The organism is Kitasatospora sp. NPDC088742, from assembly GCF_055584905.1.
In genome coordinates this window covers 367,272-391,052 of record NZ_JBVJLD010000001.1, presented here as the reverse complement: position 1 = coordinate 391,052, position 23,781 = coordinate 367,272, and the positions used below count along the sequence as shown (strand labels likewise).

Here is a 23,781-nt window from a genome sequence, read left to right as displayed (position 1 = left end):
TTCGGCAGCGGCGGCGGACCGCTTTCGACAAGCTGTCCCCCATGGACTGGATGCCCCTGCTCTCCACGCTGACCGGTGCCGGCATCGGCATCGCCGCCACCCTGGTCGCCGACCGCAACCGGTGGCGGCGGGAGTCGACCCGGCACGCCCTGGAGGTGCGGCGCGAGGCGTACACCGAGTACGTGTCCGCGCTCAAGGCCGCGGGCGAGGAGGTGCGGGCCGTCGCCCTGGGCGACCACATGTCCGAGTCGGCGCGCGACGCGGCGGTGCGGGAGGCCGTGCGCCGCTCGGGCATCTACACGGCGAGCGAGCGCCTCTGGCTGGTGGGCCCGCCGCAGGTGGTGCGGGCGGGGAACGAGGCGTTCCACTGCCTGCGGGCGATCCGTGACGCCTACGCCCGCGGTGTGGCCGTCGGCTCGGCCGACGACGCGCCGCTGGTGGCCGAGCGGCGCGAGGCGATGGCGCGGATGCGGCACCTGATGCGGGAGGACCTGGGCATCGGCCCGCTCGGGATCGACTGACCCGCCGCCCCGCTGACGGTCCGTGAGGTGGTGACCGTCAGCAGACCTGGCGCTCCACCGCCCGGGCGACCGCCGCCTGCCCGGCGTAGAGCACGCCGTACTCGAAGGCGTGGCCCTCCCGGGCCAGTTCGCGCAGGGCGGCGCGCGCCACCACCGAGTCCTGGTGGAGGCCGAGCACGTCCTGAAGGGCCTTCATCCGGCCCGCCAGCCGGGGCACCCCGAGGCTCTCGCCGAGGTACCGGGCCCGTTTGGCCGCCTTGCGGGCCTCGTGCAGGGCCCGGTCGCGCTCGGCTCCGGCGGTCTTGCGGGCGCGCTTGAGGCGGCGGCGGACCCGCCGCTTGGCCGCGGCCACCAGCTCGGCCGGCTCCGGGAGGCCCTCTCCCTCCAGCGGACGGACCGTCAGCTCGCCGAGGTCGCCGAGCAGGGCCCGGTAGCGCGGGCTGTCCAGCGCCGCCAGGGCGGCGGCCCGGCCGAGGGCGCTGCGGTGGCGGGTCCAGGCGGCGAGTTCGGCGGCGATCTCCTCGGGGCCGAGTTCGGGCGGCAGGGCCAGCGCCTCGGCGGCCAGCGCCGCGCCGAGCACCTCCGCGTCCCGGGCGCCGCCCAGCGCGCCGCCCAGCCAGCGCAGCTCGGCGGCCAGGGCGCGGCCCGGGTCGCCGTACTCGCGCAGCGCGCTGCGCAGCCGCCGGGCGGCGACCCTCATCCGGTGCACGGCGTCCGGGACGTCGGCCCGTACCAGCGGCTCCAGCCCGGACAGCACCACCACCTGCTGGGCCACCCGCACCGCCAACAGCTCCACCGTGCGCTCCACCGCCACCGCCCTCACCTCTCTCCCGACCGGACCCCTCCAGGTTTCGCCGCCCCCGGGCGCGGCGCACCCGGGGACGGCCGACGGGGGCGCCCGCGGCGGCGGACGGGGCAGGCCATCCCCCGAGCCGACGGACCGTCAAGGCAGGACCGCCTCCGGAGCGGCACCCACCGCCCGCCACCGGAGGAAGGCGGGCCGACAGTCCGTCAGGTGGCCGCCGCCGCACGGCCGTCGGGCGGGACGGGGGCTCGTGCGGGCGTGGTGGGGCGTGCCATACTCCCCACGATGAGTGGCGACCGGGCGGTGAAGGCGGTGCGGGCAGCGGTGTTCACCGCGCTCGCCGTTCCGCTGTCCGCGCTCGGCCAGGTCCTGGTGACCGGCCGGCCGCTGCCGCTCTCGCTGGTGCTGCTGGCCACCCTTGCGGTGTTCCTGGTCGCGTTGGCGGCCTGCGGGACGCGGCAGCACAAGCTGCTGCACCTGGTGGCCGTGATGGTGCCGGTCGAGCTGCTGCTGAACGCGGCCTTCAACCTCGGGCAGGATGCCTGTGCCGCGCCGGCCCGCAGTGTGGACCTGCTGGTCTGCGGCGGCGGTTCGCTGAGCGGGCCGCTGTTCACCGAGAACCCGGGGACCGCGACCGTCGGCGCGCAGGCGCTGGTGCTGCTGGTGCACCTGGCGCTGGCGCTGGCCGCCGCCTGCTGGCTGCGGCTGGGCGAGGCGGCGCTGACCGGCCTGGCCGAGGCGCTGCGGATGCTGGCGGGGCTGCTGCCCCCGCCGCTGCGGGCGCTGCTGCTCGCTCCCCTGCCGCTCCCCGCGCGGGCGCTCACGCCCCCGCCGTACGCGGACGTTCTGCTCCCCCGGCGTGAAGGCGTGGTCCTCACCCCGGCGCCCCGGCGCGGGCCCCCGGCGCGCGAGTTCGCCCTCGCCCGCTGACGGAGCGCGTCACCCGCACCCTTGCTGGTCCGACCCCTCCGGCGGCTCACCCCACCGACGGCACGGCCGTTTCCCGGCCTGCCCGCGCCCCAGGAGTTGACGGACCGCCATGAGCACCCCGATGAACGACAAGAGGAACGACAAGCAGACCGGCGCCGCCCGCGAGCGCCTCGTCGAGGCCCGCGAGGCGGAGGCCCGCCGGGCCGCCACCCGCCGCCGCCTCGCCACGGCCGGCGCCGTGGTCGCCGTCCTCGCCCTGGCCGGCGTCACGGTCACGGTGGTCTCCTCGGCCCGCACCACCGCCGAGCCCGCCGCCGAGCCCACCGCCGGGCCGGCCGCCGCCCCGGCCCCGACCGCGCTGGTCGTCCCGGCCAACGCCACCGGCCCGGACTCCACCGTGGTCACCTACGGCAGGGCCGACGCCCCGCACACCCTCAAGGTTTACGAGGACTTCCGCTGCCCGATCTGCGAGAAGCTCGAGACCAGTGCCGGGAAGACCATCCAGCAGCTGGCCGACGACGGCACCTACAAGATCGAGTTCCACCTCGCCGCCTTCCTCGACGACAACCTCGGCGGCCGGGGCTCCAAGACCGCGCTGGCCGCCGCCGGGGCCGCGCTCAACGAGGGCCCGGACAAGTTCAAGGCCTTCCACGACATGCTCTACGCCAACCAGCCGAACGAGAGCAAGGACGGCTTCGGCAACGTCAACACCATCCTCGACCTGGCCGGAAATGTCCCCGGCCTGAAGACCGACGCCTTCGTCAAGGCCGTCCAGGAGGGCACCTACCTGCCCTGGGCCGCCAAGGTGGCCAAGGCCTTCAACGCCAGCGGTGTGCGCGGCACCCCCACCGTCCTGCTGGACGACAAGCCGCTGAACGTCTTCCCGAACAACCAGATGATCACCGGCGACGCCTTCGCCGCGCTGGTCCGCCAGAGCGTGGGCACACCGTGACCGCCCCCGCGCCGACAGCGGACCGCCGCCTCGCCTGGCTGCTCACCGCCTGCGGCGCCCTCGGCCTGGCCGCCTCGGGCGTCCTGACGGTCGACAAGCTGCGGCTGCTCAAGGACCCGGCCTACGTCCCCAGCTGCAACATCAACCCGGTCATCAGCTGCGGCTCGGTCATGCGCACCGACCAGGCCAGCGCCTTCGGCGTCCCCAACTCGCTGTTCGGCCTGGCCGCCTTCGCGGTGGTGCTGGCCACTGGCGCGGGACTCTTCGCCGGCGCGAGCTACCGGCGCTGGTACTGGACCGGCCTGCAGCTCGGCAGCCTGGCCGGGGTGGGGTTCGTGCTCTGGCTGGCCGACCAGGCGCTGTACGAGATCGGCGCGCTCTGCCCGTACTGCCTGGTGGTCTGGGCGGTGGTGACACCGCTCGCCTGGTACCTCTCGCTGCACAACTCGGCCTGGCTGCGCCGGGTGGTGGGGCGGTACCACTGGACGGTGCCGCTGCTCTGGTACACCGTCCTGGTCCTGCTCGTCCTCGAGCGGTTCTGGTCCTACTGGCGCACCCTGCTGCCCTGATCCGTCGTCAGGGCAGCCGCTGCCCGGGCGGGCGGAAGCTCACTCGCCCGGGTAGCGCACGCCGATCCGTTCGCGGACGGCGTCCAGGGTGCGCATCACCGCGAGCGTCGAGTCCAGCGGCACGTACGGCGACTCGGTGAGGCCGGCCCGCAGGCAGCGGACCACCTCGGCGGCCTCCGGCCCGTAGCCGTTCCCCGGGACCGGCGCCGAGCGGTACGGCTCCGGGTCCCGGCCCTCGCGGTGCAGGGTGAAGCCGGTGGGGTGGAAGAAGTCCCGCCCCAGCTCGATCCAGCCCTCGGTGCCGTGGACGGCGGCGCGCTGGCCGCTCTGGGCGACCAGGGAGCAGTGCAGCAGCGCGCTCGCACCGCCCGCGTGCCCGAGCAGCACGGCGGTGTTGGAGTCCACCCCGCGGTCGGTGAGCGAGGCCCAGGCCTGCACCGACTCCGGCTCGCCGAGCAGGAGTTGGGCGAAGGAGACGGGGTAGACGCCAAGGTCGAGCAGGGCGCCGCCGCCGAGCGCCGGGTCCCAGAGCCGGTGCTCCGGTTCGGTCGGGCCGGCGAAGGCGAACTCGGCCTGGACGGACCGGACTTCACCGATCGCGCCGTCGGCGACCAGCTCGGTGAGGCGGCGCACGGTGGGGTTGAGGTAGGTCCACATCGCCTCCATCAGGAAGAGCTCGCGCTTGCGGGCGGTGGCGATCAGCTCGGCGCTCTGCCCGGAGTTCAGCGTGAACGGCTTCTCGCACAGCACCGCCTTGCCCGCCTCCAGCAGCAGCGCGGTGGCCTCCTGGTGCGCCGAGTGCGGGGTGGCCACGTACACCACGTCCACCTCGGGGTCGGCGGCCAGCTCCCGCCAACTCCCGTACGCCCGCGGGATGCCGTACCGCCCGGCGAAGTCCCGCGCGGCGGCCTCGGTGCGGGAGGCGACCGCGTGCACCACGGCGCCCTCCACCGCCGCCAGGTCCTCGGTGAAGGCGGCGGCGATCCCGCCGGTGGCCAGGACGCCCCAGCGGATCGGGCGGTCGGTGATCGGCTGCACGGACTCTCCTCCTGCACGGGCCCCGGCGGCAAATCGGGTGCGGCCCGGGTACGGGTACGGAACACTGCCGGGATGATCGTGATGAAGCCCGTGGTGGAAGTCAACGGCACGGGGGAATTCGCCCAGTGGCCGGTGGCCGTGGTGCCCGACTTCTCCTTCCAGCCCCTGCACGGCGGCCTGACGCCGGCCGAGGTCGGTACGGCGATGCTGGGAATCGTCGCGACCAATGACGTCGACCCGGCCAACGTCGACCCGGCCGACGACGACCGGCCACCCCGGCCCGCCGAGCCGCTGGCCGGCTTCCTGCACGGGCTGCTGACAGTTGAGGACCTGGTGGCGTTCGGCGGCCTCCAAGTCACCGACACCTCCACCGGGGTGGTCTTCGACCCGGCCTGCTGCGACAGCGTGGAGGAGTGGCGCGACTGGTACGGGGTCGTCCGGGGCGGCGAACTCTGGTACGGGCACGAGCCGTTGAGCCCGCATGCGGACGGCAACGGGCGCGCGGTCCGCCTCACCGTCAACGCCGAGGACCCGGCGAGCGCGGTGATCGAGCTCTCGCACGCCGAACTGGAGCGCCTGCTGGCCGGCGTCGAGCGGGACCTCGCCGACTTCCTCGCCCTGGCCGCCACCTGGGCCGCCGAGCACCTCCCCGCGCGGTACGCCGGGCCGGTCACCGCCGCCCTGGCCCGGCTGTTCGCCCCGGACACGCCGATGCCCTGACGAGGGGTCAGCGCCCCGGGGGGATAACCCCACCCCCGCCCGACCGGGAGGCCGGATGGCCCGGGAAGGGCTCCGGCGGCCAGGGTGGAGGAGTCAAGAAGATCCACTCGGGGAGGCTCCACCCATGCGCACCGTCACGGTCGCCGCCATCGCACTCGCCCTCGCGGTCCAGGCCGCACCCGCCGCCACCGCCCACCAGAGCCAGGTCACCGACGGGGTCTGGCGCACGGACGGCTACGGCACCGTCCTGACCCTCCGGGACGGCGTGTACCAGGAGTACCAGACCACCGCCGTCAGCTGCCTGCCCGGCGAGTCCGCGCGGCGCACCGGCCCCGGCTCCGGCGACTACGTCACCGAGGACGGCACGCTCCTGACGGTCCGTCCGGGCCGGGACCGGGACCGGGACCACGCCTCGCTCAGCGCGGCCGGGGACGTCGGCAGCCACGGGCTGCTCCGCATCGCCGCCCTGCCCGCCGCCTGCACCGAGAAGCCCACCGCCGACCGGCTCGCCGCCTTCGACGTCTTCTGGCAGACCTTCGAGGAGAACTACCCCTTCTTCGCCGCCAAGGGCGTCGACTGGCACCAGGTACGGGACCGCTACCGGCCCAGGGCGCAGGCGGCCGGCTCGGACGCGGAGCTCTTCGCCCTCCTCTCCGAGATCGTCGAGCCGCTCCGGGACGCGCACGTCTCGGTCCAGTACGGCAGCGAGCGCTTCTACCGGACCCGCCCCGGGACGGAGATGCCCTCCCCGACCCTCGAGGACAAGGTGAAGCCCTTCGTGCTGTCGCGCGACCTCGCCGACGCCTCGGCCGTCCGGGAGTTCGGGAACGGGCGGATCACCACCGCGGACCTTCCCGGTGGGCTGCGGTACCTGCGGATCGTCACCTTCGGCGGCTACACCGAGGAGGGCACCTACGCCGCCGAACTCGCCGAGCTGGACCGGGCCTTGGACACCGTCCTCGACCGGAGCCGCGACCGGGCCCAGGGCCTCCGGGGCCTGGTGATCGACCTGCGGATCAACGGCGGCGGCTACGACGCACTGGGCGTGCACCTCGCCGGCCGGCTCACCGACACCCCCTACCTCGCCTACGCCAAGCGGGCCCGCAACGACCCGGCCGACCCGGCCCGGCACACCCGCCCCGAGCCCGTCCGGGTCACCCCGGTGGACGGCCCGCGCTGGACCGGGCCGGTCGCGGTGCTGACCGGAGGCTCGACGATCAGCGCCGGGGAGACCTTCACCCAGGCCCTGCTGGACCGGCCCGGCCGCACCGTCCGGATCGGGCAGCCCACCCAGGGCGTCTTCTCGGACGTCCTGGAGCGGGCCCTCCCCAACAACATGGTGGTCCGGCTCCCGAACGAGGAGTTCCTGACCCGCACGGGCCGGACCTTCGACGGCGCCGGCATCCCGCCGCACCTGACCGAACCGGTCTTCACCGACGAGGAGTTCGCGCAGCGGCGGGACTCCGCCTTCGACCGCGCCGTGACACTGCTGCGCCGGCCCTGAAGGGCCTCGCACCTGAGCCACCCCGAGGCGGCGGGCCCGGCACACCCCTCGTGGTGCCGGGCCCGCCGCCGTCCGGTGGCCGCCGGCCGGTCGCGCGGTCAGCGCGCGGCGACGACGTTCTTCACCAGGGCCTTGGTCAGCTCGACCCCGGCGGCCCCGGTGTTCTTCTGGTCGTTGTAATGGGTCGTCACCACCACGCTGCCGACCCGGGCGGCCACCAGGGTGGAGCCGCCGGTCCACTCCGGCGAGGTGCGGACGACCTGGACCGCCTCGTCCCCGACCCCGGGCAGTTCCGTCACGGTGAGGGTCACGTCGAACTTCACGCCGTCCTGCTCCGCGACGTGGGTGCGGCAACCGGCCAGCGCCGTGCGGAGCTTGGCCATCACGCCCTGCGCCTCGGTGCCCCGGTAGGTCTCCAACTCCTGGGCGAACATGTCCTGCGCGTCGTCCATGTAGTCGTTCTGGGCGAAGGAGGCGGCGCTGTAGCCGGCCGCGCGGCTCCACGCGGTGCCGCCGAAGATCTTGCACGTCTCCTCGGCCGGGACGGCCGTGGCGGAGGCCGGCGGATTGAAGCCGTCCCCGGTGGTCCGCACACCGGACGGGTTCAGCCGCAGCGACTTCGGGATCGTGTCGGCCGTCAGCAGCAACGCGTTGAGCTGACTGCCGTTGGGCAGGCCCAGGGTCCCCGCCTCCTTGCCGGGGATCGGCGACGCGGTCGCACTGGCCGCCTCCGCCGCGGGGTCGGCCGGGGCGGTGGCCGCCGGGGAACAGGCGGCGAGGCCGAGGAGCGCGCCGGCGCCGCAGGCGAGCAGGGCGGCACGGCGGAAGGAGTGCGACATCGGGGGTGTGCACCTTTCGAGTGGCGGAATCCGGTGAGTGGCGCGCCAATCAGAGCATGGCGTGTGAACCGCGTCAACACCGCTTCACGCCGTGAGGAGGGTTGTAGGATCTGTCCCCGTCAGCGCACCGCCACCGGAAGGGCCCGTTCAGTGCCGGAGAACAGGACCGAAGTGACCGCCGCCGGGATCGCCCGGTTCGCCGGCGTCGGCCGCGCCGCCGTCAGCAACTGGCGGCGCCGGCACGGCGACTTCCCCAGGCCCGTCGGCGGCACCGACACCAGCCCGGTCTTCGACCTGGCCGAGGTCGAGCGCTGGCTGCGCGAGCAGGGCAAGGTGGACCAGGTCCCGCTGCGGGAGCGCCTCTGGCAGCAGGTCGAACGGGACCCGGCCGGGGCGGCGACCGCCCTGCGGTTGGCCGGTGCCGTCCTGCTGCTGCGCGGCCACCCCGCCCGCTGGCAGCTGCTCGGCGCCGACGACGCCCGCCTGGCGCGTGAGCTCCCCGCCGTGCTCGCCGACGCCCTCCGCACCCGCCTCGGCGAGGACCACCCCGTCCCCGTCCCGAGCGGCCCTGGCCTGACGGACCGTCTGCCCCTGGTGCGCGGGTGCGCGGAGCTCGCCGAGGAGCTCGGGGCCCGGCAGGCGTTCGAGTTCCTGATGGGCCGCCACCTGGAGGCCGGCCCGCGCCAGTACACCCTGACCCCGGCGCCGCTGGCCGAGCTGATGGCCGCCCTCGCCCGCCCCGAGGACTCCACCGTGGGCGACACCGTGAGCGGCACGGCGAACGGCGCGGCGGCCGGCACCGCCGGGGGTGAAGTGCTGGACCCCGCCTGCGGGTTCGGCGGCCTGCTGCTGGCAGCGGGCCCCGGGAGCACCGTGAACGGCCAGGAGAGCGATCCCGACCTGGCCGCGCTCACCGCGCTGCGGCTCGCCCTGCACACCGAGGCGGCGGTGCGGATCCGGATCGGCGACAGCCTGCGCGCCGACGCCCTTCCGGGCCTGCGTGCGGACGCCGTGCTCTGCCACCCGCCGTTCAACGAACGCGCCTGGGGCCACGAGGAGCTCGCCTACGACCCCCGCTGGGAGTACGGGCTGCCCCCCAGGACCGAGTCCGAACTGGCCTGGGCGCAGCACGCCCTCGGCCACCTCCACGACCACGGCACCGCCGTCCTGCTGATGCCCCCGGCGGCGGCCTCCCGCCGCTCGGGCCGCCGCATCCGGGCCGACCTGCTGCGCCGCGGTGCGCTCCGGGCGGTGGTCGCGCTGCCCGCCGGGGCGGCACCGCCGTTCGGCATCCCGCTGCACCTGTGGGTGCTGCGCCGCCCGGCCGCCGGCGCACCGCTGCCCCAGCAGTTGCTGGTGGTCGACGTCGCCGGCCGCCCCGACCGTCCGGACCGGCCCGACGGCCAGGACCGGCTGTCCTGGCCGGAGCTGCGCGACACGGTGCTGACGGCCTGGCAGGAGGCCCGCCGGGACGGCGCGGTGACGGAGCGGCCGGGCGCCGTCCGCTCCGTCCCGCTGGTCGACCTGCTGGACGACGACGTGGACGTGACCCCGGCCCGCCACCTCCCGGCCCGGGCGGTCGAGCCCGGCCGCGCGGCCCTGGACGGCATCCACCAGCGGCTCACCGAGGCCCTGCGGCACGCCGGCGAGCTGGCTCCGACGGCCGGGCCGACCGGCCCGCCGACCCACTGGGCGATGACCAGCGTCGGCGAACTGGCCCGCGCCGGCGCCCTCGTGGTGCACTCCGGCGGCCCCGGGGCCGGGCCCGGCGGCGGACCGGCCGTGCTGACCGAGCACGACGTCCTGACCGGAGGCGCGCCCTCCGGGATCCTGCCCGAAGGCACGGCCGAGGAGCCCGTGCTGCTCCGGACCGGGGACGTGCTGGTGCCCGTGCTGGGCCGGGGCGCGGTCACCCGGGTCGTCGACGCGGCCACCGCCGGAGCCGCTCTCGGCCGCAACGTGCACCTGCTGCGGCCCGATCCCGCCCTCCTGGACCCGTGGTTCCTGGCCGGGTTCCTGCGCGGCACCGCCAACAACCGCCAGGCCAGCAGCTTCACCTCGTCCGCCGCCCGGCTCGACGTGCGCCGCCTCCAGGTGCCCCGGCTGCCGCCGGCCGACCAGCGGCACTACGGCGAGCGGTTCCGCGCGGTGGCCGCGTTCGAGGCGGCGTCCCGGGCCGCGGCCGGGCTGGGCGAGCAACTGGTCCAGGGCTTCTACGACGGCCTCACCGACGGGAGCCTGACCCCGCGTTAGACCGGCAGACGGGCCGCGCCCCGATCGGTAAGCTGCCCCCGGCAGATCGCCAGCCCCCACAGCGCCGAGGAGTCCAGCCATGTACGGCCAGGCCCCGATCCCGCCGACGCCGGCCCCGGTGCCGAGCAGCAGTACGCTGCAGGCGTGGTTCGTGTTCCTGCGGATCGTCTCGGCAGTGGTCGCGGTCGGCAGCCTGGGCTTCCTCGCCTGGGTACCGATGCTGCTGCCCGCCCTGGTGCACCGCCGCCTGCGCGACTGGCTGCTGTTCGGTGCCTCGCTGGCCGTGATCGCCATCGCCGTGGTGACGATCGGCGAGGAGCACGAGACCCGGACCGGGGTCGCGGTGCTGATCCTGCTGGGCCAGGCGGCCCTGGTGTCGGCCTACGTCGCCGCGGTCCGCCTGGTCCCTCGTCAGACCGCCCCTCCCTCCACGCCGCCCGGCTGGTACGGGCACCCGGTGCCCGTACCGCACTACCCGCCGGCCGCACCGCTCCCGCCGCGGGTCGACCAGGTCCGCTCCGGGCTCGACGAGTTGAGCGCCTACCTCAAGCAGCAGGACCTGTCGTGAGGGCCCGCGTGATCGCCGGCCGCTACGAACTGACCACCCTGATCGGCCAGGGCGGCATGGGCCAGGTGTGGACCGCGCACGACCACACCCTCGACCGGCAGGTGGCCGTCAAACTGCTCCGGCCGGACCGTCTCAGCGGCTCCGAGCACGGCGCGGACCTGCGCCGCCGCTTCGCCCGCGAGTGCCGCGTCACCGCCCGGGTCGACCACCCCGGCCTGGTCACCGTGCACGACGTCGCCAACGACGGGGACGACCTCTGCCTGGTGATGCAGTACGTCCGAGGTGCGGACCTCGCCGACCACCTGGCCGAGCAGGACCCCTACCCCTGGCGGTGGGCGGTCGCCGTGGCGGCCCAGCTCTGCCCGGTGCTGACCGCCGTGCACGCGCTGCCGGCCGTGCACCGCGACCTCAAGCCGCGCAACGTGATGATCCGTCCGGACGGCACCGTGGTCGTGCTCGACCTCGGCCTCGCCGCCGTCCTGGACGACAAGGCCTCCCGGCTCACCCTGACCGGCACCCACCTCGGCAGCCCGGCGTACACCGCGCCCGAACAGGCCATGGGCGATCCGGTCGGCCCGCGCACCGACCTCTACTCGCTCGGCGTGATCCTCCACGAACTGCTGGGCGGGAGCCTGCCGTTCGGCAGCCCGTCCGCACTCGGCCTGCTGCACCAGCACCTGCACGAGCCGCCGCCCCCGCTGCGCGGGATCCGCCCCGAGGTGCCGGAGCCGTTGGAGGCGCTGGTGCTGCAACTGCTCGCCAAGGACCCGCGCGACCGCCCGGCCGACGCGGCCGCGGTCCACCGCGCGCTGGAACCCCTGCTGCCGCGGCCGGGTGACGGACCGCCGGACGGCGCGGGGGGCGGAGCCCCGATGGACCCGACCCGGCCGTTCCGGCAGCCGTACGCCCCCTGGTCCGGCGGGCCCGCCCGGCCGGAACGTCCGGCGGCCGCGCTCCGGGCCCCTGCGGCCGCACCCGTCCCCGCGCCGAGCCCGGCGGCCTCCCCCGCTCCCCGACCTCCGGAGCCCGCGAAGGGCGGTCTCGGCGCCGCCGTCGACGAGGCCCGCCGGCTGCTCGACCTCGGCCGGGTCACCGACGCCGTCCGGGTGCTCGGCGACGCGCTGCCCGGCGCCGTGAAGGCCCACGGCCCGCACTCCCCCGTCGTCCTGATGCTGCGCAAGCAGTACGCCGCGACCCTGCTGGAGGCCGGCGACTTCGCCGGCGCCCTCCCCCAACTGCGGCTGCTGATCGAGCGGTTCACCGCCGCCGGTCCGGACGACCCGCAGACCCTGCGCCTGCGGCTGGACGCGGCCCACTGCCTGGAACAGCTCGGCGACCTGGCGACCGCGCTCTCCGAGTACTTCGCCCTGCTGCCCCAGCTGGACCGGCTGGCCGCCAGCGATCCGGTGCCGGCCCTGGAGACCCGCCACCGGGCCGCGCAACTGCTGCTGCGGAGCGGCGCCCCGGCCGAGGCCCGGACGATCCTGGCCCAGCTCCTGCACGGCGCCGAGCACTACTACGGCCCGTACCACCCGATCGCCGCCGAGGCCCGGCGCACCCTGGAGTGGCTCGACCCCGGCCGGGCCCGGCCCCCGGCCTGACGGCCGGTCACCCGCCGGCCTCCGGGCCGACGGTCCGTCAGGCGACGGCCGGGACGAGCTCCTTGCCGTAGCAGAGGCTGTCCGGGTGGTCGCGGTAGTAGCCGAACTTGGTGATCGGCCGGTAGCCCTCGGACTCGTACAGGCCGATCGCCTCCGGCTGCTCGGTGCCGGTCTCCAGGATCAGCCTGGTCAGACCGGCCGCCAGGGCCTCGGTCTCCAGGTGGCGCAGCACCAGCCGGGACAGCCCCCGGCCCCGGGCGGTGGCCGAGACGTACATCCGCTTCAGCTCGCCGTCGCCGTCCCGGACGTCGTCCGCCCCGGCCCGCTTGACCCGGAACCCGCCGCAGGCGACCGGTGCGCCGTCCAGGTAGCCGACCACGAAGAGCCCGGCGGGCGGGTCGAAGTGCTCGGGGTGGATGACCGTCAGGTCGCCCTCGCCGTACCGCTGGACGTACTCCTGCTGGACCTCGGCCGAGAGCTTGGCGGCGTCGGGGTGCGCGTAACCGGTGGTGCGGATCTCCATGGCCGCCAAGCCTACGGCCTCACCCGCGGGGCCCGGTCAGCGGGCTTCGAAGCGGGCCACCAGGTCGTCCTTGCCGAACATCCGGGCCGTCTCGACCGCGGTCGGGGTGCCCGCCCTGGGGTCGGCGTTCCCCTCCAGCAGGGCGTCGATCACCGCGGCCTCGCCCTTGAACACGGCGCCCGCCAGCGGGGTCTGGCCCCGGTCGTTGACCCGGTCCGGGTCGGCGCCGTGGCCGATCAGGACCCGGACGGTGTCGGCGTGGCCGTGGTAGGCGGCCAGCATCACCAGGGAGTCACCGCGGTCGTTCGACAGGTCGGCCGGGGCCCCGGCGTCCAGGTAGGCACCCAGCAGGGCGGTGTCGCCCTGGCGGGCGGCGTCGAAGAGCTTGCCGGCGAGTGCGATGACCTCGGCGTCCGGGGTCTTGGGAGCGTCGGCGGAGTCTGACATTGACGGGGCCTCTCTCGGATCGTGGGTCGGTGGTGCCGTACGCACCGTAGCGGACGACACGCGCACGGACGGTAGGGACAGCCGTTCGGGCGAATTTCGCCGCTCGTGTACGCCCGACGCGGGGCCTCCGGGGAGAACCACCCGTTTGCCACGTTCCATCATCTATTACTTTTTGTCACGATAAGGGCACTTTCGGTTACGCAATTTTTCTCTGTGTCCCGTTGTCCCCAGATCGAGGAGCAGTCGCGTGATTCTCTCCATCTCCGGCATCGTCCTGTTCGGCACCATCGCCTTCCTGTTCTTCCGCCGAGACGGACTCAAGGTCTCGCACGCGATCGTCTGCGCACTCCTCGGTTTCTACATCGCCGGCTCCTCCATCGCCCCGAGCATCCAGGCGGGCGGGGCCAGCCTGGCCAGCCTCCTGGGCGGCATCAAGTTCTGACGGTCCGGTTCTCCGAACGGCCCGGGTGCGGACCCCAACCGCCCCGGGCCGGACGCAATGTCCCCGTCCCCTTCCCGCCGTCCCCGGAGTCCCGTCGAATGTCCGTCACCCGCCACCTCAGCCGCGGCCGCGACCTGGCCCGCACCGCCGGCGACCACGCCGCCGACATGTTCGCCCCGCTCACCGTCCTCGGCCGGGGCCTGCGCCACCACTCCGACTGGGCCAAGGGCCGCTGGGCCGCCACCCCCAAGGAGAAGCGCGGCCCGACCCTCCTGCTGACCGCCGCCGCCGTGCTCGGCGTCTTCCTGATCCCGCGCGGCCCGCTGTTCGCACTGATCGCCCTGATGGCCAGCGCCGCCTGGTACGGGCGCTCCCCCAAGGCCGCCCCCGCCGCCCCCGCGCCGGACACCGGCGACCTCAAGCTGGCCGCCCTGTACGCCGCGCTCACCCCGTACCTGGCCGGGCCGGACGAGCCCAGCCCGCTCTACTTCCCCGAGGGCAGCCACAAGGAGGCGTTCGCCGGCTGGGAGTTCGACGCCGAGGGCCGGCTGCGCAGCCTGGACCTCGCCTACCCGGCCTGGTTCACCGACACCGAGCCCTCGGCCCGGGCCCGGATCGAGCAGGTGATCCAGGGCAAGGCCGGCCGCGGCCGCGAGTACCGCTTCGACTGGGACGAGGAGTCCAACCGGCTGCGGGTCAGCGCCCTGGCCCCGCTGGCCACCGACATCTGGGCCCAGCCCTTCGTGACCGCCCCCGGCGAGATCGTGCTCGGCTTCACCGACGGCCACGACAGCCAGCGCACCATCCCGGTCACCCAGGGCGGCGCCACCGCCCAGCAGCCCCCGGTGATCTGGCGCACCGGCCCGCGCGCCGGCGAGCCCCACCTGCTGGCCCTCGGCACGGCCGGCTCCGGCACCTCCACCCTGCTGCGCTCGATCGCCCTCCAGGCGCTGCGCCACGGCGACCTGATGGTCATCGACGGCGCGGGCACCGGCGAACACGCCTGCCTGGTCAACCGCCCCGGCGTGCACACCGTGGAGACCAGCCTGCGCGGCACCCTGGCCGCCCTGGAGTGGGCCGCCAACGAGACCGAGCGCCGCCTCACCGCCCTGAACGCCGCCCGCCACCACGGCGTGACCGTCCCCGAGGACGTCACCCGCCCGCTCTGGCTACTGCTCGACCACCCCACCGAGCTCACCGAGCTGGCCCACGCCGAGGGCCGCCCCGACCCGCAGGAGCTGCTGGAGCTGCCGCTGCGCCACGGCCGGGCGGCCCGGGTCACCGTCGTGATCGCCGAGGACCTGACGGCGTACGAGCGGATCTCCCCGACCGCCCGGGCCACCACCCGGGCCCGGGTGGTGCTCGGCCAGACCACCGCCGACACCGCCTCCGCCGCCCTCGCAGCCGCCCTGGACATCACCCCGGCGGCCGGCCGCACCGACCCCGGCCGCGGCTACGCCCGCCTCGGCACCGCCACCCCCGTCCGGCTCCAGGTGCCGGTCACGGTGGACCCGCTGGACGAGGAGGCCCCCGCCGCGCAGCGCGAGGCGGTGATCGCCCTGCTCCCCCACCGCGACACCCGCACCGAGGCCGCCGCCGACCCGCTGCGCAAGGCCCCGGCCGCCCCCGAGCCGGCCGCTCAGGTGCCCGACATGCCGAAGGAACCGCCGACCGTCCGCCCCCGTCCCGTGTGGTGAACCCGTAACCGGTAAGCTGTCGGGCCGCGACCATCTGGACAACTCTGCGCGACGATGACGGCACACTGGGTGATAAATACGTTCAGATGTGACAAATCGGGCGACGATGGGTACAAACAGGGGCGGCACGACAGGCGACGCACGCCCCGGAACGGGAATCTTCGTCGGTGGCCGAGCGTTGACCGAACGACGATGACAGACCACTAGTCCTGTGGGCCAGAGGCCCGGGAGGCACGATTTCATGAGCGAGCGAGCTCTCCGCGGCACGCGACTCGGGGCGACCAGCTACGAGACCGACCGTGGAATCGACCTGGCTCCCCGCCAGACCGTCGAGTACGCATGTCAGAACGGACACCGATTCGAGGTTCCCTTCTCCGTCGAGGCGGAGATCCCCTCGGCTTGGGAATGCCGGTTCTGTGGCCAGGAGGCCATGCTGCTGGACGGTGATGAGCCGGAGGAGAAGAAGACCAAGCCGACGCGTACCCATTGGGACATGCTGATGGAGCGTCGGACGCGCGAGGAGTTGGAGGAGGTCCTGGCAGAGCGCCTGGCCGTCCTTCGCTCCGGAGGGATGAACCTCGCGGTCCACCCGCGGGACACCCGCAAGAGCGCCTGACCAGTAGTACCCCGCACCACCGAAGGGGCCCGAGCTTCCGATCCGGAAGCCCGGGCCCCTCGGTGGTTCTCGGGGTCGTTCCTCAGCCCGCGATCGGGGGGCGGTAGTCGGTGTCCGGGCCGGTCGGCGGGTCGACCACCTCGCCCTGGATCACCTTGCCGTCGGGGCGGTGGATGCGCAGCTGCTCCTGGAGGCGCACGGCGTCCGCCAGGCGGTCCGCGCCGAGCGGGGAGGTGGAGCGGAGTGCCTTGCCGGCCAGTCGGCGGCCCAGGGCCCGCCACAGGGCCCTGGTGGGCGGGAAGAGCAGCGAGAGACCGAGCACGTCGGAGAGGAAACCCGGCAGGATCAGCAGGGTGCCGGCCAGCACGGTCATGGTGGTGCCGGTCTGCGGCTGGGCGGACTGCGGGGACTTGCTCTGCTCGATCGCGGCCGAGATCGCCTTCGTCCCGGCCCGCTTGATCAGCCAGCCGCCGAGGAAGGCACCGCCGGCCAGCAGCAGGATCACGGCGAACCAGCTGGTCGCCGAGGCGACCACGGTCAGCAGCCAGATCTCCAGCACCAGCCAGGCGGCGATCAGCAGCGGAAGCACCCGGCGCAGGCGGCTGCGCGGCGGGGCCGAGGGGGCCGGGGGTACGTGCTGGCTCACGGGTTCGATCCACTCCGTCGTGGTGCCCGGCTCAGGACCGGGCCGGCTTCTCCGGCCCGCACCCCGGGCACCACCTGGGACAACGGTCAGGAACCGGCCGGTGTTCCGGAACCCCTGCGACGGCGCAGCGCCCCCAGCGCGACCACGGCGCAGGCGCCGAGGCCGGTCAGCGCCAGCACCCACTCGGGCACCGCGCCGACCCGGTCCGCCACCGTCTTCCCGTCGCGCAGCGGCACCACGGCGCTCAGCTCGGCGGCGGTCATCAGCTTGCTCTCCCGGACCACCTTGCCGTCGGGGGCGATGACCGCGCTGATCCCGTTGGTGGCGGCGATCAGCACCGCGCGGCCGTGCTCGACGGCCCGCAGGCGGGACATCGCCAGCTGCTGCTGGGGCTGGCCGGTCTCCGAGTAGGTGGCGTTGTTGGTCTGCACGACCAGCACCCGCCCGCCCTCGTTGACGGTGTCGCGGACGATGCCGTCGTAGGCGACCTCGAAGCAGATCACGTCGCCGATCCGGGCCGGGCCGAGGTCCATCACGCCGTTCTTCGTCCCCGGGTAGAAGTCGCGGGCGACCATCTGCAGCCGGGTGATCACCTTGGACAGCTGGGCCCGGAACGGCACGTACTCACCGAACGGCACCGGGTGCTGCTTGGTGTACGAGGCGCCGGGGCCGGTCTTCGGGTCCCAGACGATGCCCTGGTTCTGCACGTGCTGGGCGTCCGGGCCGTCCACCAGGGTGCCGACCAGCACCGGCACGCCGATCGCCTTCACGGCGGCGTCGATCCGGGCGTAGGCGAGGGGCTCGGAGAACGGGTCGAGGTCGGAGGAGTTCTCCGGCCAGATCACCACGTCGGGCTTCTCCGCCCGGCCGGCGGCGATCTCGGCGGCGAGCTTCTCGGTGGCCCGGGCGTGGTTGTTCAGCACCGTCATCGGGCGGCCCAGGAAGTGCATGCCGGGGCTCGGCACGTCGCCCTGGATCACCGCGACCTTGAGCGTGTCGGCGGCACCGGTCGGGACGGGCACCAGGTACCCGGCGAGCAGCGCGGCCACGGCACCGGCGACGCCGGTGGCGGCCGCCACGCGGGCCCGGCGGCGCAGCCGCAGCGCGGCCCAGGCCAGCAGGGCTCCGCTGAGCGCGACGGCGAAGGTCACCAGCGGGGCCCCGCCGAGCGCCGCGAGCGGCGTGAACGGCGTGGCGGTGTTGGCGAAGGCCAGTCGGCCCCAGGGGAAGCCGCCCAGCGGAATCCGGTCCCGGGCCCACTCCTGCGCCACCCAGAGGCAGGCCGCCCAGAGCGGCCAGCCGCGCAGGCGGGAGGTGGCGGCCAGGCCGGAGCCGAGGGCGGCCACGAAGAGCGCCTCGGTGACGGAGAGTCCGACGGTGGCGTCCCAGCCGATCACCCGCAGCCAGCCGAGCAGCAGCAGGAAGAACGGCAGGCCGAACGCGAAGCCCGTCCACGCTCCCTGACGTGCCGTCCGCCCGCGGGTGAGCAGCGAGAGCGCGGCCACCCCGACCAGCGACAGCGGCCACCAGCCGTACGGCGGGAAGGCCAGCGCGAGCAGCAGCCCGGCGACCACGGCCAGGCCGGTCCTGCGCAGGTCCGGCAGCCTGATCAGCCGCCGCTGCACGGGGGGCTCGGGCTGGGGTTCCGCCACGGGGCGTTCCTGTTCGACGGGCAGTGCCACCTGCGCACCACCTCTCTGCTGTGCACGCGCTTCCATTCCGGTCGGATGACGGTACCCCGGAGACCGACCGTCCCGGGAGCCAGGGCCACCACCACCCCGCCGAAACCGAGTGGCCCCTTCGACCACCGCCGCCCCGCAGGGCCCCAAGCCTCAGGCCGTATGGACCGTGCGGCCCCGGACGACCGTGCGCAGGCAGGTCGGGAGCGGGGTGCCCGGGGTGAGGTCGGGGAGGCCCGGGGTGCCGGAGCGAGGGTCGGTGGACCAGCCGGCGACGCGGGAGTCCGGGGCCTGGACGACCAGGTCGCCGGCGGCCCAGATCGCGTAGCTGGCGACGGCGCCGGGGACGAGGACGCCGTCCTGGTCGCGGCCGATGGCGCGCCAGCCGCCCCGGGTGTGGGCGGTGAAGGCGGCGCGGACGGAGATCCGGTGCTCCGGCGTCCGGTGGAACGCGGCGGCCCGGACGGTGCCCCAGGGGTCGAGCGGGGTGACGGGGGCGTCGGAGGAGAAGGCCAGCGGCACTCCGGCCCGCAGCAGCGCCGCGAAGGGGTTGAGGGCGGCGGCCCGCTCCGCCCCGAGGCGCTGGACGTACATGCCGTCCTCCCCGCCCCAGAAGGCGTCGAAGGCGGGCTGCACCGAGGCGGTCAGGCCCAGCTCGGCGAAGGCCGCGACGGACTTCTCGTCCAGGGCCTCCGCGTGCTCGACCCGGTGCCGCCGGGCCCGGACGGCCTCCAGGCCGACCCGTGCGGCCGCGGTCCTGACCCCCTCCAGCACGGCGGCGATCGCGGCGTCCCCGATGGCGTGGAACCCGGCCTGGAGGCCCGCCTCGGTGCAGGCCGCGACGTGGCCGGCGATCTGAGCGGCCGTCAGGTAGGCGGTGCCGGTGTGCTCGGCGTCCTCGTACGGCGCGTGCAGGCAGGCGGTGCGCGAGCCGATCGCGCCGTCCGCGAAGAGGTCACCGCCGGCCCCGAGCGCGCCGACCCGCACCGCGGTCTCGACCCCGGCCGGGGCGAGCTCGCCCCAGTAGCCGAAGACCTCGGGGCCGTGGCCCTCGGCGGCGAGGGCGAGCAGCGCGGTGAGGTCCCGCTCGGAGGAGATCTCCGGCCCGGCGCACTCGTGCAGCGCGCCGATGCCGAGCTCGGCGGCGCGGCGCAGGGTGGCGAGCTGGGCTGCGCGCCGCTGAGCCTCCGTCAGCGCGGCGAGCGCGGTCCGCCGGACGGCGTGGTGGGCGTCACGGCCGACCGGGCCCTCGGGGTGGTACCCGGGCAGGCCCGTCAGACCCTCCGTCAGCTCCCGCAGGGCGGTGGAGGCCAGGGCGGAGTGCACGTCGGTGCGGGAGAGGTAGAGGGCGGTTCCGCCGGCGGCCGCGTCCAGTTCGGCCAGGCTCGGGGCGCGGCCCTCGGGCCACTTGGTCTCGTCCCAGCCGTGGCCGATCAGCACGCCCTGGTGGGCGGCGGCGAAGGCGGCGATCCGCTCCAGCGCCTCGGCCAGCGAGGGGCAGCCGGTCAGGTCGAGACCGGTCAGCGCCAGGCCGGCCGAGGTGGCGTGCACGTGGGCGTCCACGAACGCGGGGGTGACCAGCGCGCCGTCGAGCTCCACCACCTCGTCGGCGGTCGCCGCGTACGCCTCGGCGGCGCCGTCACTGCCGACCCAGGCGATGTGTTCCCCCTCGACCAGCATCGCGGTGGCGAACGGGTCGGCGGGGCTGTAGACGGAACCGCCGCGCAGCAGCACGGTGCGGTGGGTGGTGGGTGCGCTCATGGGCACCAGTCTGCACCCGGACGGTTCCCGTCAGAGCTTCGGGGGTCGGGCCTCGTAGGGGGTGGAGAGCACCACGGTGGTGCGGGTGGAGACCCCGGCCGCGCTGCGGATGCGGGCGAGCAGGTCCTCCAGGTCGCCGGGCGCGGAGACCCGGACCTTGAGGATGTAGTTCTCGTCGCCCGCGACGCTGTGGCAGGCCTCGATCTCCGGCAGCCCGGCGAGGCGCTCGGGGGTGTCGTCGGGGCTGCTCGGGTCGAAGGGCTTGACCGAGATGAACGCGGTCAGCGCCAGGTCGACCGCGTCCGGGTCGATGATGGCGGTGTAGCCGCGGATGACGCCGCGCTGCTCCAGGCGCCGCACCCGCTGGTGCACCGCCGAGGTGGACAGGCCGGTGGCCTTGCCCAGGTCCGTGTAGCTCATCCGGCCGTCTTCGAGCAGCAGCCGGACGATGCGTTGGTCGAGATCCTCCACAAGGCGCAAACCTAGCGCCCCCGGTGACGTTCCGCCGACACCGGGCGCCGGGTTGCCGCCACGGCGGGCTGACGAAGGGTCAGCGGGGCCCGACGGGTGACACCTCCGGCGGGTCTCCCGCGCCACGCCCGGATCGGGGGTACCCGGACCGAAGACTGACCGGATGAGAGCCTCCCGCCCCGCCACCCTGCTGCGTCTCGCGGCCGTCTCCGCGCTGCTCGCCCTGGCCGTCCCGAGCCCGGCGATGGCCGGCGAGGTCCACCGGCGACCCTGCGTCAGCTCGCAGGTGCCCGAGGACGGCCCGGCCCGGGAGGTGCTGCGGATCGCCGAGCAGGCCAAGGCCGAGATGGGGCTCAACTCGGTCATCCTGAAGGTCGGTTGGGACGGCCGGGAGATCATCACCACCGCCCTGGGCGAGTCCATGACCGGGGTGCCGGCCGAGCCGGCCATGCACTTCCGCAACGGCAACATCGCGATCAGCTACCTGGGGACCGCGCTGCTCCAGCTGGTGGACGAGGGCGTGGTGGGCCTGGACGACCCGGTCTCCACCTGGCTGCCGGACCTGCCCGGCGGCGAACGGATCACCCTGCGGATGCTCGGCTCCTCCACCTCCGGCCTGGTCGACTACGTGACCTCCCCCGGCTTCGGCGAGGGCCTGTACGCGGACCCGTTCCGCCAGTGGACGGCGGACGAGCTGGTGGCCGTCTCGCTGAAGCAGACGCCCTGGTACCACCCGGGCACCAACTGGAGCTACTCGCACGCCAACTTCGTGCTGCTCGGGGCGGCCCTGGAGCGGATCACGCACCTGCCGCTGGAGCAGCTGCTCCAGGAGCGGGTGCTGGACCGGCTGGGCCTGGCCGAGACCAGGAACAGCTCGACCCCGGACATCCCCGCCCCGGTGCTGCACGCCTTCACGGCCGAGCGCGGCACCTACGAGGAGTCCACCTTCTGGAACCCGTCCTGGACCACCGCCCCCGGTGCGGTGCAGACCACCGACATCTGCGACCTGGAGCGCTCGGCCGGCGGCGTCGGCGGCGGCGAGCTGCTCTCCGAGGCCTCCCGCCGCGAGCTGCTGAACCCCGGCACGGTCGGCCTCGGCCACGCCACCAAGCGCTGCCCGGAGAACATCTGCCTCCCGCAGACCGAGGCCACCCACTACGGCATGGGCGTGGTCGTCCTCGGTGAGTGGATCTCCCAGCACCCGCTGTTCTACGGCTTCACCGCCTCCCAGGCCTACCTCCCCTGCGAGCGGCTCTCCATCGCCGTCACCACCACCAAGGGCCCGCACACCCCGGACGGCCACACCGCCCAGACCATCACCCAGCGCATCGCCGCCGCCCTCGCCCCCGGCCACCCGATCCCGGACTTCGGCCGGGGCTGACGGAAACCCGGTGGCCTCTCCGACGGCGTCGGGGATACGCTCTCCCTAACACCGTTAGAGAGGCCCGCCATGACCACCCCCGAAGCCCCGCCACCGCTCAGCCGCCCGGCGATCGCCGCGGCCGCCCTGCTGGTGCTGGAGCGCGAGGGCGTGAACGGGCTGTCGATGCGCAAGGTGGCGGCCGAGCTCGGAGTGCGGGCCCCGTCGCTCTACTGGCACGTGCGGAACAAGGAGGAGCTGCTCGACCTGCTCTCCGACGCGCTGATGGCCGACGCCGAAGCGCCGCTGCCGCAAGGGAGTTGGCGCGAGCAGCTGCGGGAGTACTGCCTGGGGTACCGCCGTCACCTGCTCGACCGCCGGGACGCCGCCAAGGTGGTCGCGGGCCGGCTCGCGCCGGGGCCTGCGCTGCTGCGGCTGATGGACGATCAGCTCGGGCGGCTGCGCGCGGCGGGCTTCCGCGACCAGGACGCGGCGATGGTCAACTACCTGCTGGGCGCCTACGTGCAGGGCTTCGTGCTTCAGGAGCAGGGGCCGCTCTCCGCCTCGGAGGCGATGGGCGCCAGCCGCCGGGAGGCCGCCGACGCGGCCGGGGCGCAGCTGGCCGCGCTGCCGCCGGAGGCCTTCCCGCATCTGACCGCGCTGGCCGGCGCCCTCACCGGCCCGGCCATGGACGAGCGCTTCGCGTTCGGCCTCGAACGCCTCCTCGACGGACTCGCCGCCCTGCTGGAGCAGGGATCCACCACCCCGGAAGGGACCACCACCCCATGACCGAGCGCACCTACCGCGTGATCGTCCGCGGCGTCTTCGCCGGCCTCGACGAGGAGCGCCGCACCACCCTGCTGGCCCGGGCCGCCGAGCACAGCCACCTGTTCGCCGCCTTCACCGACGAGGGGACCCTGGTCTACGACGAGGAGCTGCGCGCCTTCAGCTTCCGCTGCGTGGTCCGCCAGCCGGGCGACCTGGCGGACGAGGCGGCGGGCCCGGCCGCCGAGGAGCGGGCCGCGGCGGCGCTGGCGGCCCGCGGGGTCGGCCACGGCGGGCTGCGCAGCCAGGTCACCAGCATGGACGACATGAAGATCCGCAGGCCCCGCCGGGGGTGACTCCGGGCGGTTGACGAGCGGTTGACGGGCGTTCGCCCGGTGGCTGCCGGGCGGTTGCCGGGCAGTTGCCGGGCTCACGCGGAGGCGGCGGGGGCGCGCAGGTGGCACATGCCGCGTGAATGTGGCCGAGAGCACACGGTGTGCATCACACTGCGGGCACCCGCAGGGTTATGAGGCCCCGTCAGCGGGAAGTGCTGCCTTTGGCCGGGGCCGACGAAGGCCGGGCCAGATCCGAGGGGGATCACATGCCTGTTGTCGAACAGTCTTCCCGCACCGCTGCGGAGGATCACGAACGCCTCGACTTCGAGGACTTCCCGGGTGTCGACCCGGGCGAGATGGAGACCTGGGACATCTTCCGGGTGCACTGCCCCGAGTGCGACCGCCCGATCGCCCTGCTCGGTGACGAGGACCGGCTGCCGCAGCACGCCGTCCTGCCCACCGCCTGGCACCCCTTCTCGGCCCAGCTCTGCCCCGGCACCGGCGCTCCCACCGCCGAGCTGCCGGAGTGCGACTCGGCCGAGCACGCCGAGCCGAACAGCCTGGAGCTGATCAGCCTGCCGGCCGACTTCGACTGGCGCACCCACCCGTTCTCGCACGCCGGCGTCCCGGGCTCGGGCCCGCTGGAGCGGCGTGGCCGGGTGCCCCAGCAGCGCTCGCGCGGCCTGGTCCGGCACTGACGACCGGCCACCCCTGACACGCCGTCGGGCGCCGGCCCCCG

General features: G+C 74.8%; 25 protein-coding genes. 16 read left to right on the top strand and 9 right to left on the bottom strand.

The window, feature by feature from the left end:
- Positions 1-41: 41 nt before the first annotated feature.
- Positions 42-521, top strand: coding sequence for a hypothetical protein (locus ACZ6ZR_RS01660; protein WP_465638246.1), 480 nt, complete (start codon positions 42-44; stop codon positions 519-521).
- Positions 522-558: 37 nt separating this feature from the next.
- Here ACZ6ZR_RS01660 and ACZ6ZR_RS01655 read toward each other — a convergent pair whose 3' ends face one another.
- A complete protein-coding gene (locus tag ACZ6ZR_RS01655) occupies positions 559-1,335 on the bottom strand; it encodes a CHAD domain-containing protein (protein WP_465638244.1) in 777 nt (258 codons plus the stop codon).
- Between the two features lie 276 nt (positions 1,336-1,611).
- Between ACZ6ZR_RS01655 and ACZ6ZR_RS01650 the strand changes: the two genes are divergently transcribed.
- From ACZ6ZR_RS01650 to ACZ6ZR_RS01640, 3 genes are all read left to right on the top strand, one after another.
- On the top strand, positions 1,612-2,256 hold the full coding sequence (locus tag ACZ6ZR_RS01650; RefSeq protein WP_465638242.1) for a hypothetical protein: 645 nt from the start codon (positions 1,612-1,614) through the stop codon (positions 2,254-2,256).
- 121 nt (positions 2,257-2,377) lie between these two features.
- Positions 2,378-3,208 (top strand): DsbA family protein, encoded by an 831-nt coding sequence (locus ACZ6ZR_RS01645; protein ID WP_465638240.1) that lies wholly within the window; start codon positions 2,378-2,380, stop codon positions 3,206-3,208.
- Positions 3,205-3,777, top strand: a complete 573-nt coding sequence (locus ACZ6ZR_RS01640; protein WP_465638238.1) for a vitamin K epoxide reductase family protein — start codon at positions 3,205-3,207, stop codon at positions 3,775-3,777. Before ACZ6ZR_RS01645 ends, ACZ6ZR_RS01640 begins: the two co-directional genes overlap by 4 nt.
- 39 nt (positions 3,778-3,816) lie before the next feature.
- Here ACZ6ZR_RS01640 and ACZ6ZR_RS01635 read toward each other — a convergent pair whose 3' ends face one another.
- Entirely contained in the window at positions 3,817-4,815 is a 999-nt protein-coding gene (locus ACZ6ZR_RS01635) for a Gfo/Idh/MocA family protein (RefSeq protein ID WP_465638236.1), read from the bottom strand.
- 72 nt (positions 4,816-4,887) lie between these two features.
- Here ACZ6ZR_RS01635 and ACZ6ZR_RS01630 point away from each other — a divergent pair, with 72 nt between their 5' ends.
- Together ACZ6ZR_RS01630 and ACZ6ZR_RS01625 are read left to right on the top strand one after the other, a co-directional pair.
- Positions 4,888-5,535: a hypothetical protein gene (locus ACZ6ZR_RS01630; RefSeq protein WP_465638234.1), complete on the top strand. Its 648-nt coding sequence runs from the start codon at positions 4,888-4,890 to the stop codon at positions 5,533-5,535.
- A 124-nt stretch (positions 5,536-5,659) separates the two neighbouring features.
- Positions 5,660-7,039, top strand: a complete 1,380-nt coding sequence (locus ACZ6ZR_RS01625) for a S41 family peptidase (RefSeq protein WP_465638232.1) — start codon at positions 5,660-5,662, stop codon at positions 7,037-7,039.
- Between the two features lie 98 nt (positions 7,040-7,137).
- Here ACZ6ZR_RS01625 and ACZ6ZR_RS01620 read toward each other — a convergent pair whose 3' ends face one another.
- Positions 7,138-7,878, bottom strand: a complete 741-nt coding sequence (locus ACZ6ZR_RS01620; RefSeq protein WP_465638231.1) for a hypothetical protein — start codon at positions 7,876-7,878, stop codon at positions 7,138-7,140.
- A gap of 150 nt (positions 7,879-8,028) precedes the next feature.
- On the opposite strand from ACZ6ZR_RS01620, the gene ACZ6ZR_RS01615 reads away from it, so the two are divergent.
- The 3 genes from ACZ6ZR_RS01615 (at position 8,029) to ACZ6ZR_RS01605 (ending at position 12,300) form a co-directional block, all read left to right on the top strand.
- A complete protein-coding gene (locus ACZ6ZR_RS01615) occupies positions 8,029-10,131 on the top strand; it encodes an N-6 DNA methylase (RefSeq protein ID WP_465638229.1) in 2,103 nt (700 codons plus the stop codon).
- A gap of 79 nt (positions 10,132-10,210) precedes the next feature.
- Positions 10,211-10,699, top strand: coding sequence for a hypothetical protein (locus tag ACZ6ZR_RS01610; RefSeq protein WP_465638227.1), 489 nt, complete (start codon positions 10,211-10,213; stop codon positions 10,697-10,699).
- On the top strand, positions 10,696-12,300 hold the full coding sequence (locus ACZ6ZR_RS01605; RefSeq protein ID WP_465638225.1) for a serine/threonine-protein kinase: 1,605 nt from the start codon (positions 10,696-10,698) through the stop codon (positions 12,298-12,300). Before ACZ6ZR_RS01610 ends, ACZ6ZR_RS01605 begins: the two co-directional genes overlap by 4 nt.
- Positions 12,301-12,337: 37 nt before the next feature.
- On the opposite strand, the gene ACZ6ZR_RS01600 is transcribed toward ACZ6ZR_RS01605, so the two are convergent.
- Together ACZ6ZR_RS01600 and ACZ6ZR_RS01595 are read right to left on the bottom strand one after the other, a co-directional pair.
- Positions 12,338-12,823 carry a GNAT family N-acetyltransferase gene (locus ACZ6ZR_RS01600; protein ID WP_465638223.1) on the bottom strand — a complete coding sequence of 162 codons (486 nt, stop codon included), beginning with the start codon at positions 12,821-12,823 and terminating at the stop codon, positions 12,338-12,340.
- A gap of 36 nt (positions 12,824-12,859) precedes the next feature.
- Complete coding sequence (locus ACZ6ZR_RS01595) at positions 12,860-13,270, bottom strand: ankyrin repeat domain-containing protein (RefSeq protein ID WP_465638221.1); 411 nt, start codon at positions 13,268-13,270, stop codon at positions 12,860-12,862.
- Between the two features lie 247 nt (positions 13,271-13,517).
- On the opposite strand from ACZ6ZR_RS01595, the gene ACZ6ZR_RS01590 reads away from it, so the two are divergent.
- The 3 genes from ACZ6ZR_RS01590 to ACZ6ZR_RS01580 all read left to right on the top strand — a co-directional run bounded on the left by ACZ6ZR_RS01590 (position 13,518) and on the right by ACZ6ZR_RS01580 (position 16,025).
- The gene (locus tag ACZ6ZR_RS01590) at positions 13,518-13,712 is read left to right on the top strand and encodes a hypothetical protein (RefSeq protein WP_345286020.1); all 195 of its coding nucleotides are present in this window, start codon (positions 13,518-13,520) and stop codon (positions 13,710-13,712) included.
- A gap of 98 nt (positions 13,713-13,810) precedes the next feature.
- Positions 13,811-15,409, top strand: a complete 1,599-nt coding sequence (locus tag ACZ6ZR_RS01585; RefSeq protein WP_465638218.1) for a hypothetical protein — start codon at positions 13,811-13,813, stop codon at positions 15,407-15,409.
- A 241-nt stretch (positions 15,410-15,650) separates the two neighbouring features.
- Positions 15,651-16,025, top strand: a complete 375-nt coding sequence (locus tag ACZ6ZR_RS01580) for an RNA polymerase-binding protein RbpA (protein ID WP_345286024.1) — start codon at positions 15,651-15,653, stop codon at positions 16,023-16,025.
- Between the two features lie 82 nt (positions 16,026-16,107).
- Here the strand turns inward: ACZ6ZR_RS01580 and fxsA are convergent, their stop codons facing one another.
- From fxsA to ACZ6ZR_RS01560, 4 genes are all read right to left on the bottom strand, one after another.
- A complete protein-coding gene (fxsA, locus tag ACZ6ZR_RS01575; protein ID WP_465638216.1) occupies positions 16,108-16,671 on the bottom strand; it encodes an FxsA family membrane protein in 564 nt (187 codons plus the stop codon).
- Positions 16,672-16,757: 86 nt separating this feature from the next.
- Positions 16,758-18,389, bottom strand: a complete 1,632-nt coding sequence (gene lnt, locus ACZ6ZR_RS01570; protein ID WP_465638214.1) for an apolipoprotein N-acyltransferase — start codon at positions 18,387-18,389, stop codon at positions 16,758-16,760.
- Between the two features lie 114 nt (positions 18,390-18,503).
- Positions 18,504-20,111 (bottom strand): amidohydrolase, encoded by a 1,608-nt coding sequence (locus ACZ6ZR_RS01565; RefSeq protein ID WP_465638212.1) that lies wholly within the window; start codon positions 20,109-20,111, stop codon positions 18,504-18,506.
- Between the two features lie 30 nt (positions 20,112-20,141).
- A complete protein-coding gene (locus ACZ6ZR_RS01560; protein WP_345280974.1) occupies positions 20,142-20,582 on the bottom strand; it encodes an Lrp/AsnC family transcriptional regulator in 441 nt (146 codons plus the stop codon).
- Between the two features lie 163 nt (positions 20,583-20,745).
- Between ACZ6ZR_RS01560 and ACZ6ZR_RS01555 the strand changes: the two genes are divergently transcribed.
- From ACZ6ZR_RS01555 to ACZ6ZR_RS01540, 4 genes are all read left to right on the top strand, one after another.
- A complete protein-coding gene (locus ACZ6ZR_RS01555; RefSeq protein ID WP_465638210.1) occupies positions 20,746-21,963 on the top strand; it encodes a serine hydrolase domain-containing protein in 1,218 nt (405 codons plus the stop codon).
- A gap of 69 nt (positions 21,964-22,032) precedes the next feature.
- Positions 22,033-22,731: a TetR/AcrR family transcriptional regulator gene (locus ACZ6ZR_RS01550; protein ID WP_465638208.1), complete on the top strand. Its 699-nt coding sequence runs from the start codon at positions 22,033-22,035 to the stop codon at positions 22,729-22,731.
- On the top strand, positions 22,728-23,063 hold the full coding sequence (locus tag ACZ6ZR_RS01545; RefSeq protein WP_465638206.1) for a DUF6204 family protein: 336 nt from the start codon (positions 22,728-22,730) through the stop codon (positions 23,061-23,063). Before ACZ6ZR_RS01550 ends, ACZ6ZR_RS01545 begins: the two co-directional genes overlap by 4 nt.
- A 245-nt stretch (positions 23,064-23,308) precedes the next feature.
- Positions 23,309-23,740, top strand: a complete 432-nt coding sequence (locus ACZ6ZR_RS01540) for a hypothetical protein (protein ID WP_465638204.1) — start codon at positions 23,309-23,311, stop codon at positions 23,738-23,740.
- Positions 23,741-23,781: the final 41 nt, after the last annotated feature.

Coding starts and splice junctions, on each gene's coding strand:
- ACZ6ZR_RS01660 (WP_465638246.1), top strand. CDS start 42: ATGGACTGGATGCCCCTGCTCTCCACGCTGACCGGTGCCGGCATCGGC.
- ACZ6ZR_RS01650 (WP_465638242.1), top strand. CDS start 1,612: ATGAGTGGCGACCGGGCGGTGAAGGCGGTGCGGGCAGCGGTGTTCACC.
- ACZ6ZR_RS01645 (WP_465638240.1), top strand. CDS start 2,378: ATGAACGACAAGAGGAACGACAAGCAGACCGGCGCCGCCCGCGAGCGC.
- ACZ6ZR_RS01630 (WP_465638234.1), top strand. CDS start 4,888: ATGATCGTGATGAAGCCCGTGGTGGAAGTCAACGGCACGGGGGAATTC.
- ACZ6ZR_RS01625 (WP_465638232.1), top strand. CDS start 5,660: ATGCGCACCGTCACGGTCGCCGCCATCGCACTCGCCCTCGCGGTCCAG.
- ACZ6ZR_RS01620 (WP_465638231.1), bottom strand. CDS start 7,878: ATGTCGCACTCCTTCCGCCGTGCCGCCCTGCTCGCCTGCGGCGCCGGC.
- ACZ6ZR_RS01610 (WP_465638227.1), top strand. CDS start 10,211: ATGTACGGCCAGGCCCCGATCCCGCCGACGCCGGCCCCGGTGCCGAGC.
- ACZ6ZR_RS01600 (WP_465638223.1), bottom strand. CDS start 12,823: ATGGAGATCCGCACCACCGGTTACGCGCACCCCGACGCCGCCAAGCTC.
- ACZ6ZR_RS01595 (WP_465638221.1), bottom strand. CDS start 13,270: ATGTCAGACTCCGCCGACGCTCCCAAGACCCCGGACGCCGAGGTCATC.
- ACZ6ZR_RS01585 (WP_465638218.1), top strand. CDS start 13,811: ATGTCCGTCACCCGCCACCTCAGCCGCGGCCGCGACCTGGCCCGCACC.
- ACZ6ZR_RS01580 (WP_345286024.1), top strand. CDS start 15,651: ATGAGCGAGCGAGCTCTCCGCGGCACGCGACTCGGGGCGACCAGCTAC.
- lnt (WP_465638214.1), bottom strand. CDS start 18,389: ATGGAAGCGCGTGCACAGCAGAGAGGTGGTGCGCAGGTGGCACTGCCC.
- ACZ6ZR_RS01565 (WP_465638212.1), bottom strand. CDS start 20,111: ATGAGCGCACCCACCACCCACCGCACCGTGCTGCTGCGCGGCGGTTCC.
- ACZ6ZR_RS01555 (WP_465638210.1), top strand. CDS start 20,746: ATGAGAGCCTCCCGCCCCGCCACCCTGCTGCGTCTCGCGGCCGTCTCC.
- ACZ6ZR_RS01550 (WP_465638208.1), top strand. CDS start 22,033: ATGACCACCCCCGAAGCCCCGCCACCGCTCAGCCGCCCGGCGATCGCC.
- ACZ6ZR_RS01545 (WP_465638206.1), top strand. CDS start 22,728: ATGACCGAGCGCACCTACCGCGTGATCGTCCGCGGCGTCTTCGCCGGC.
- ACZ6ZR_RS01540 (WP_465638204.1), top strand. CDS start 23,309: ATGCCTGTTGTCGAACAGTCTTCCCGCACCGCTGCGGAGGATCACGAA.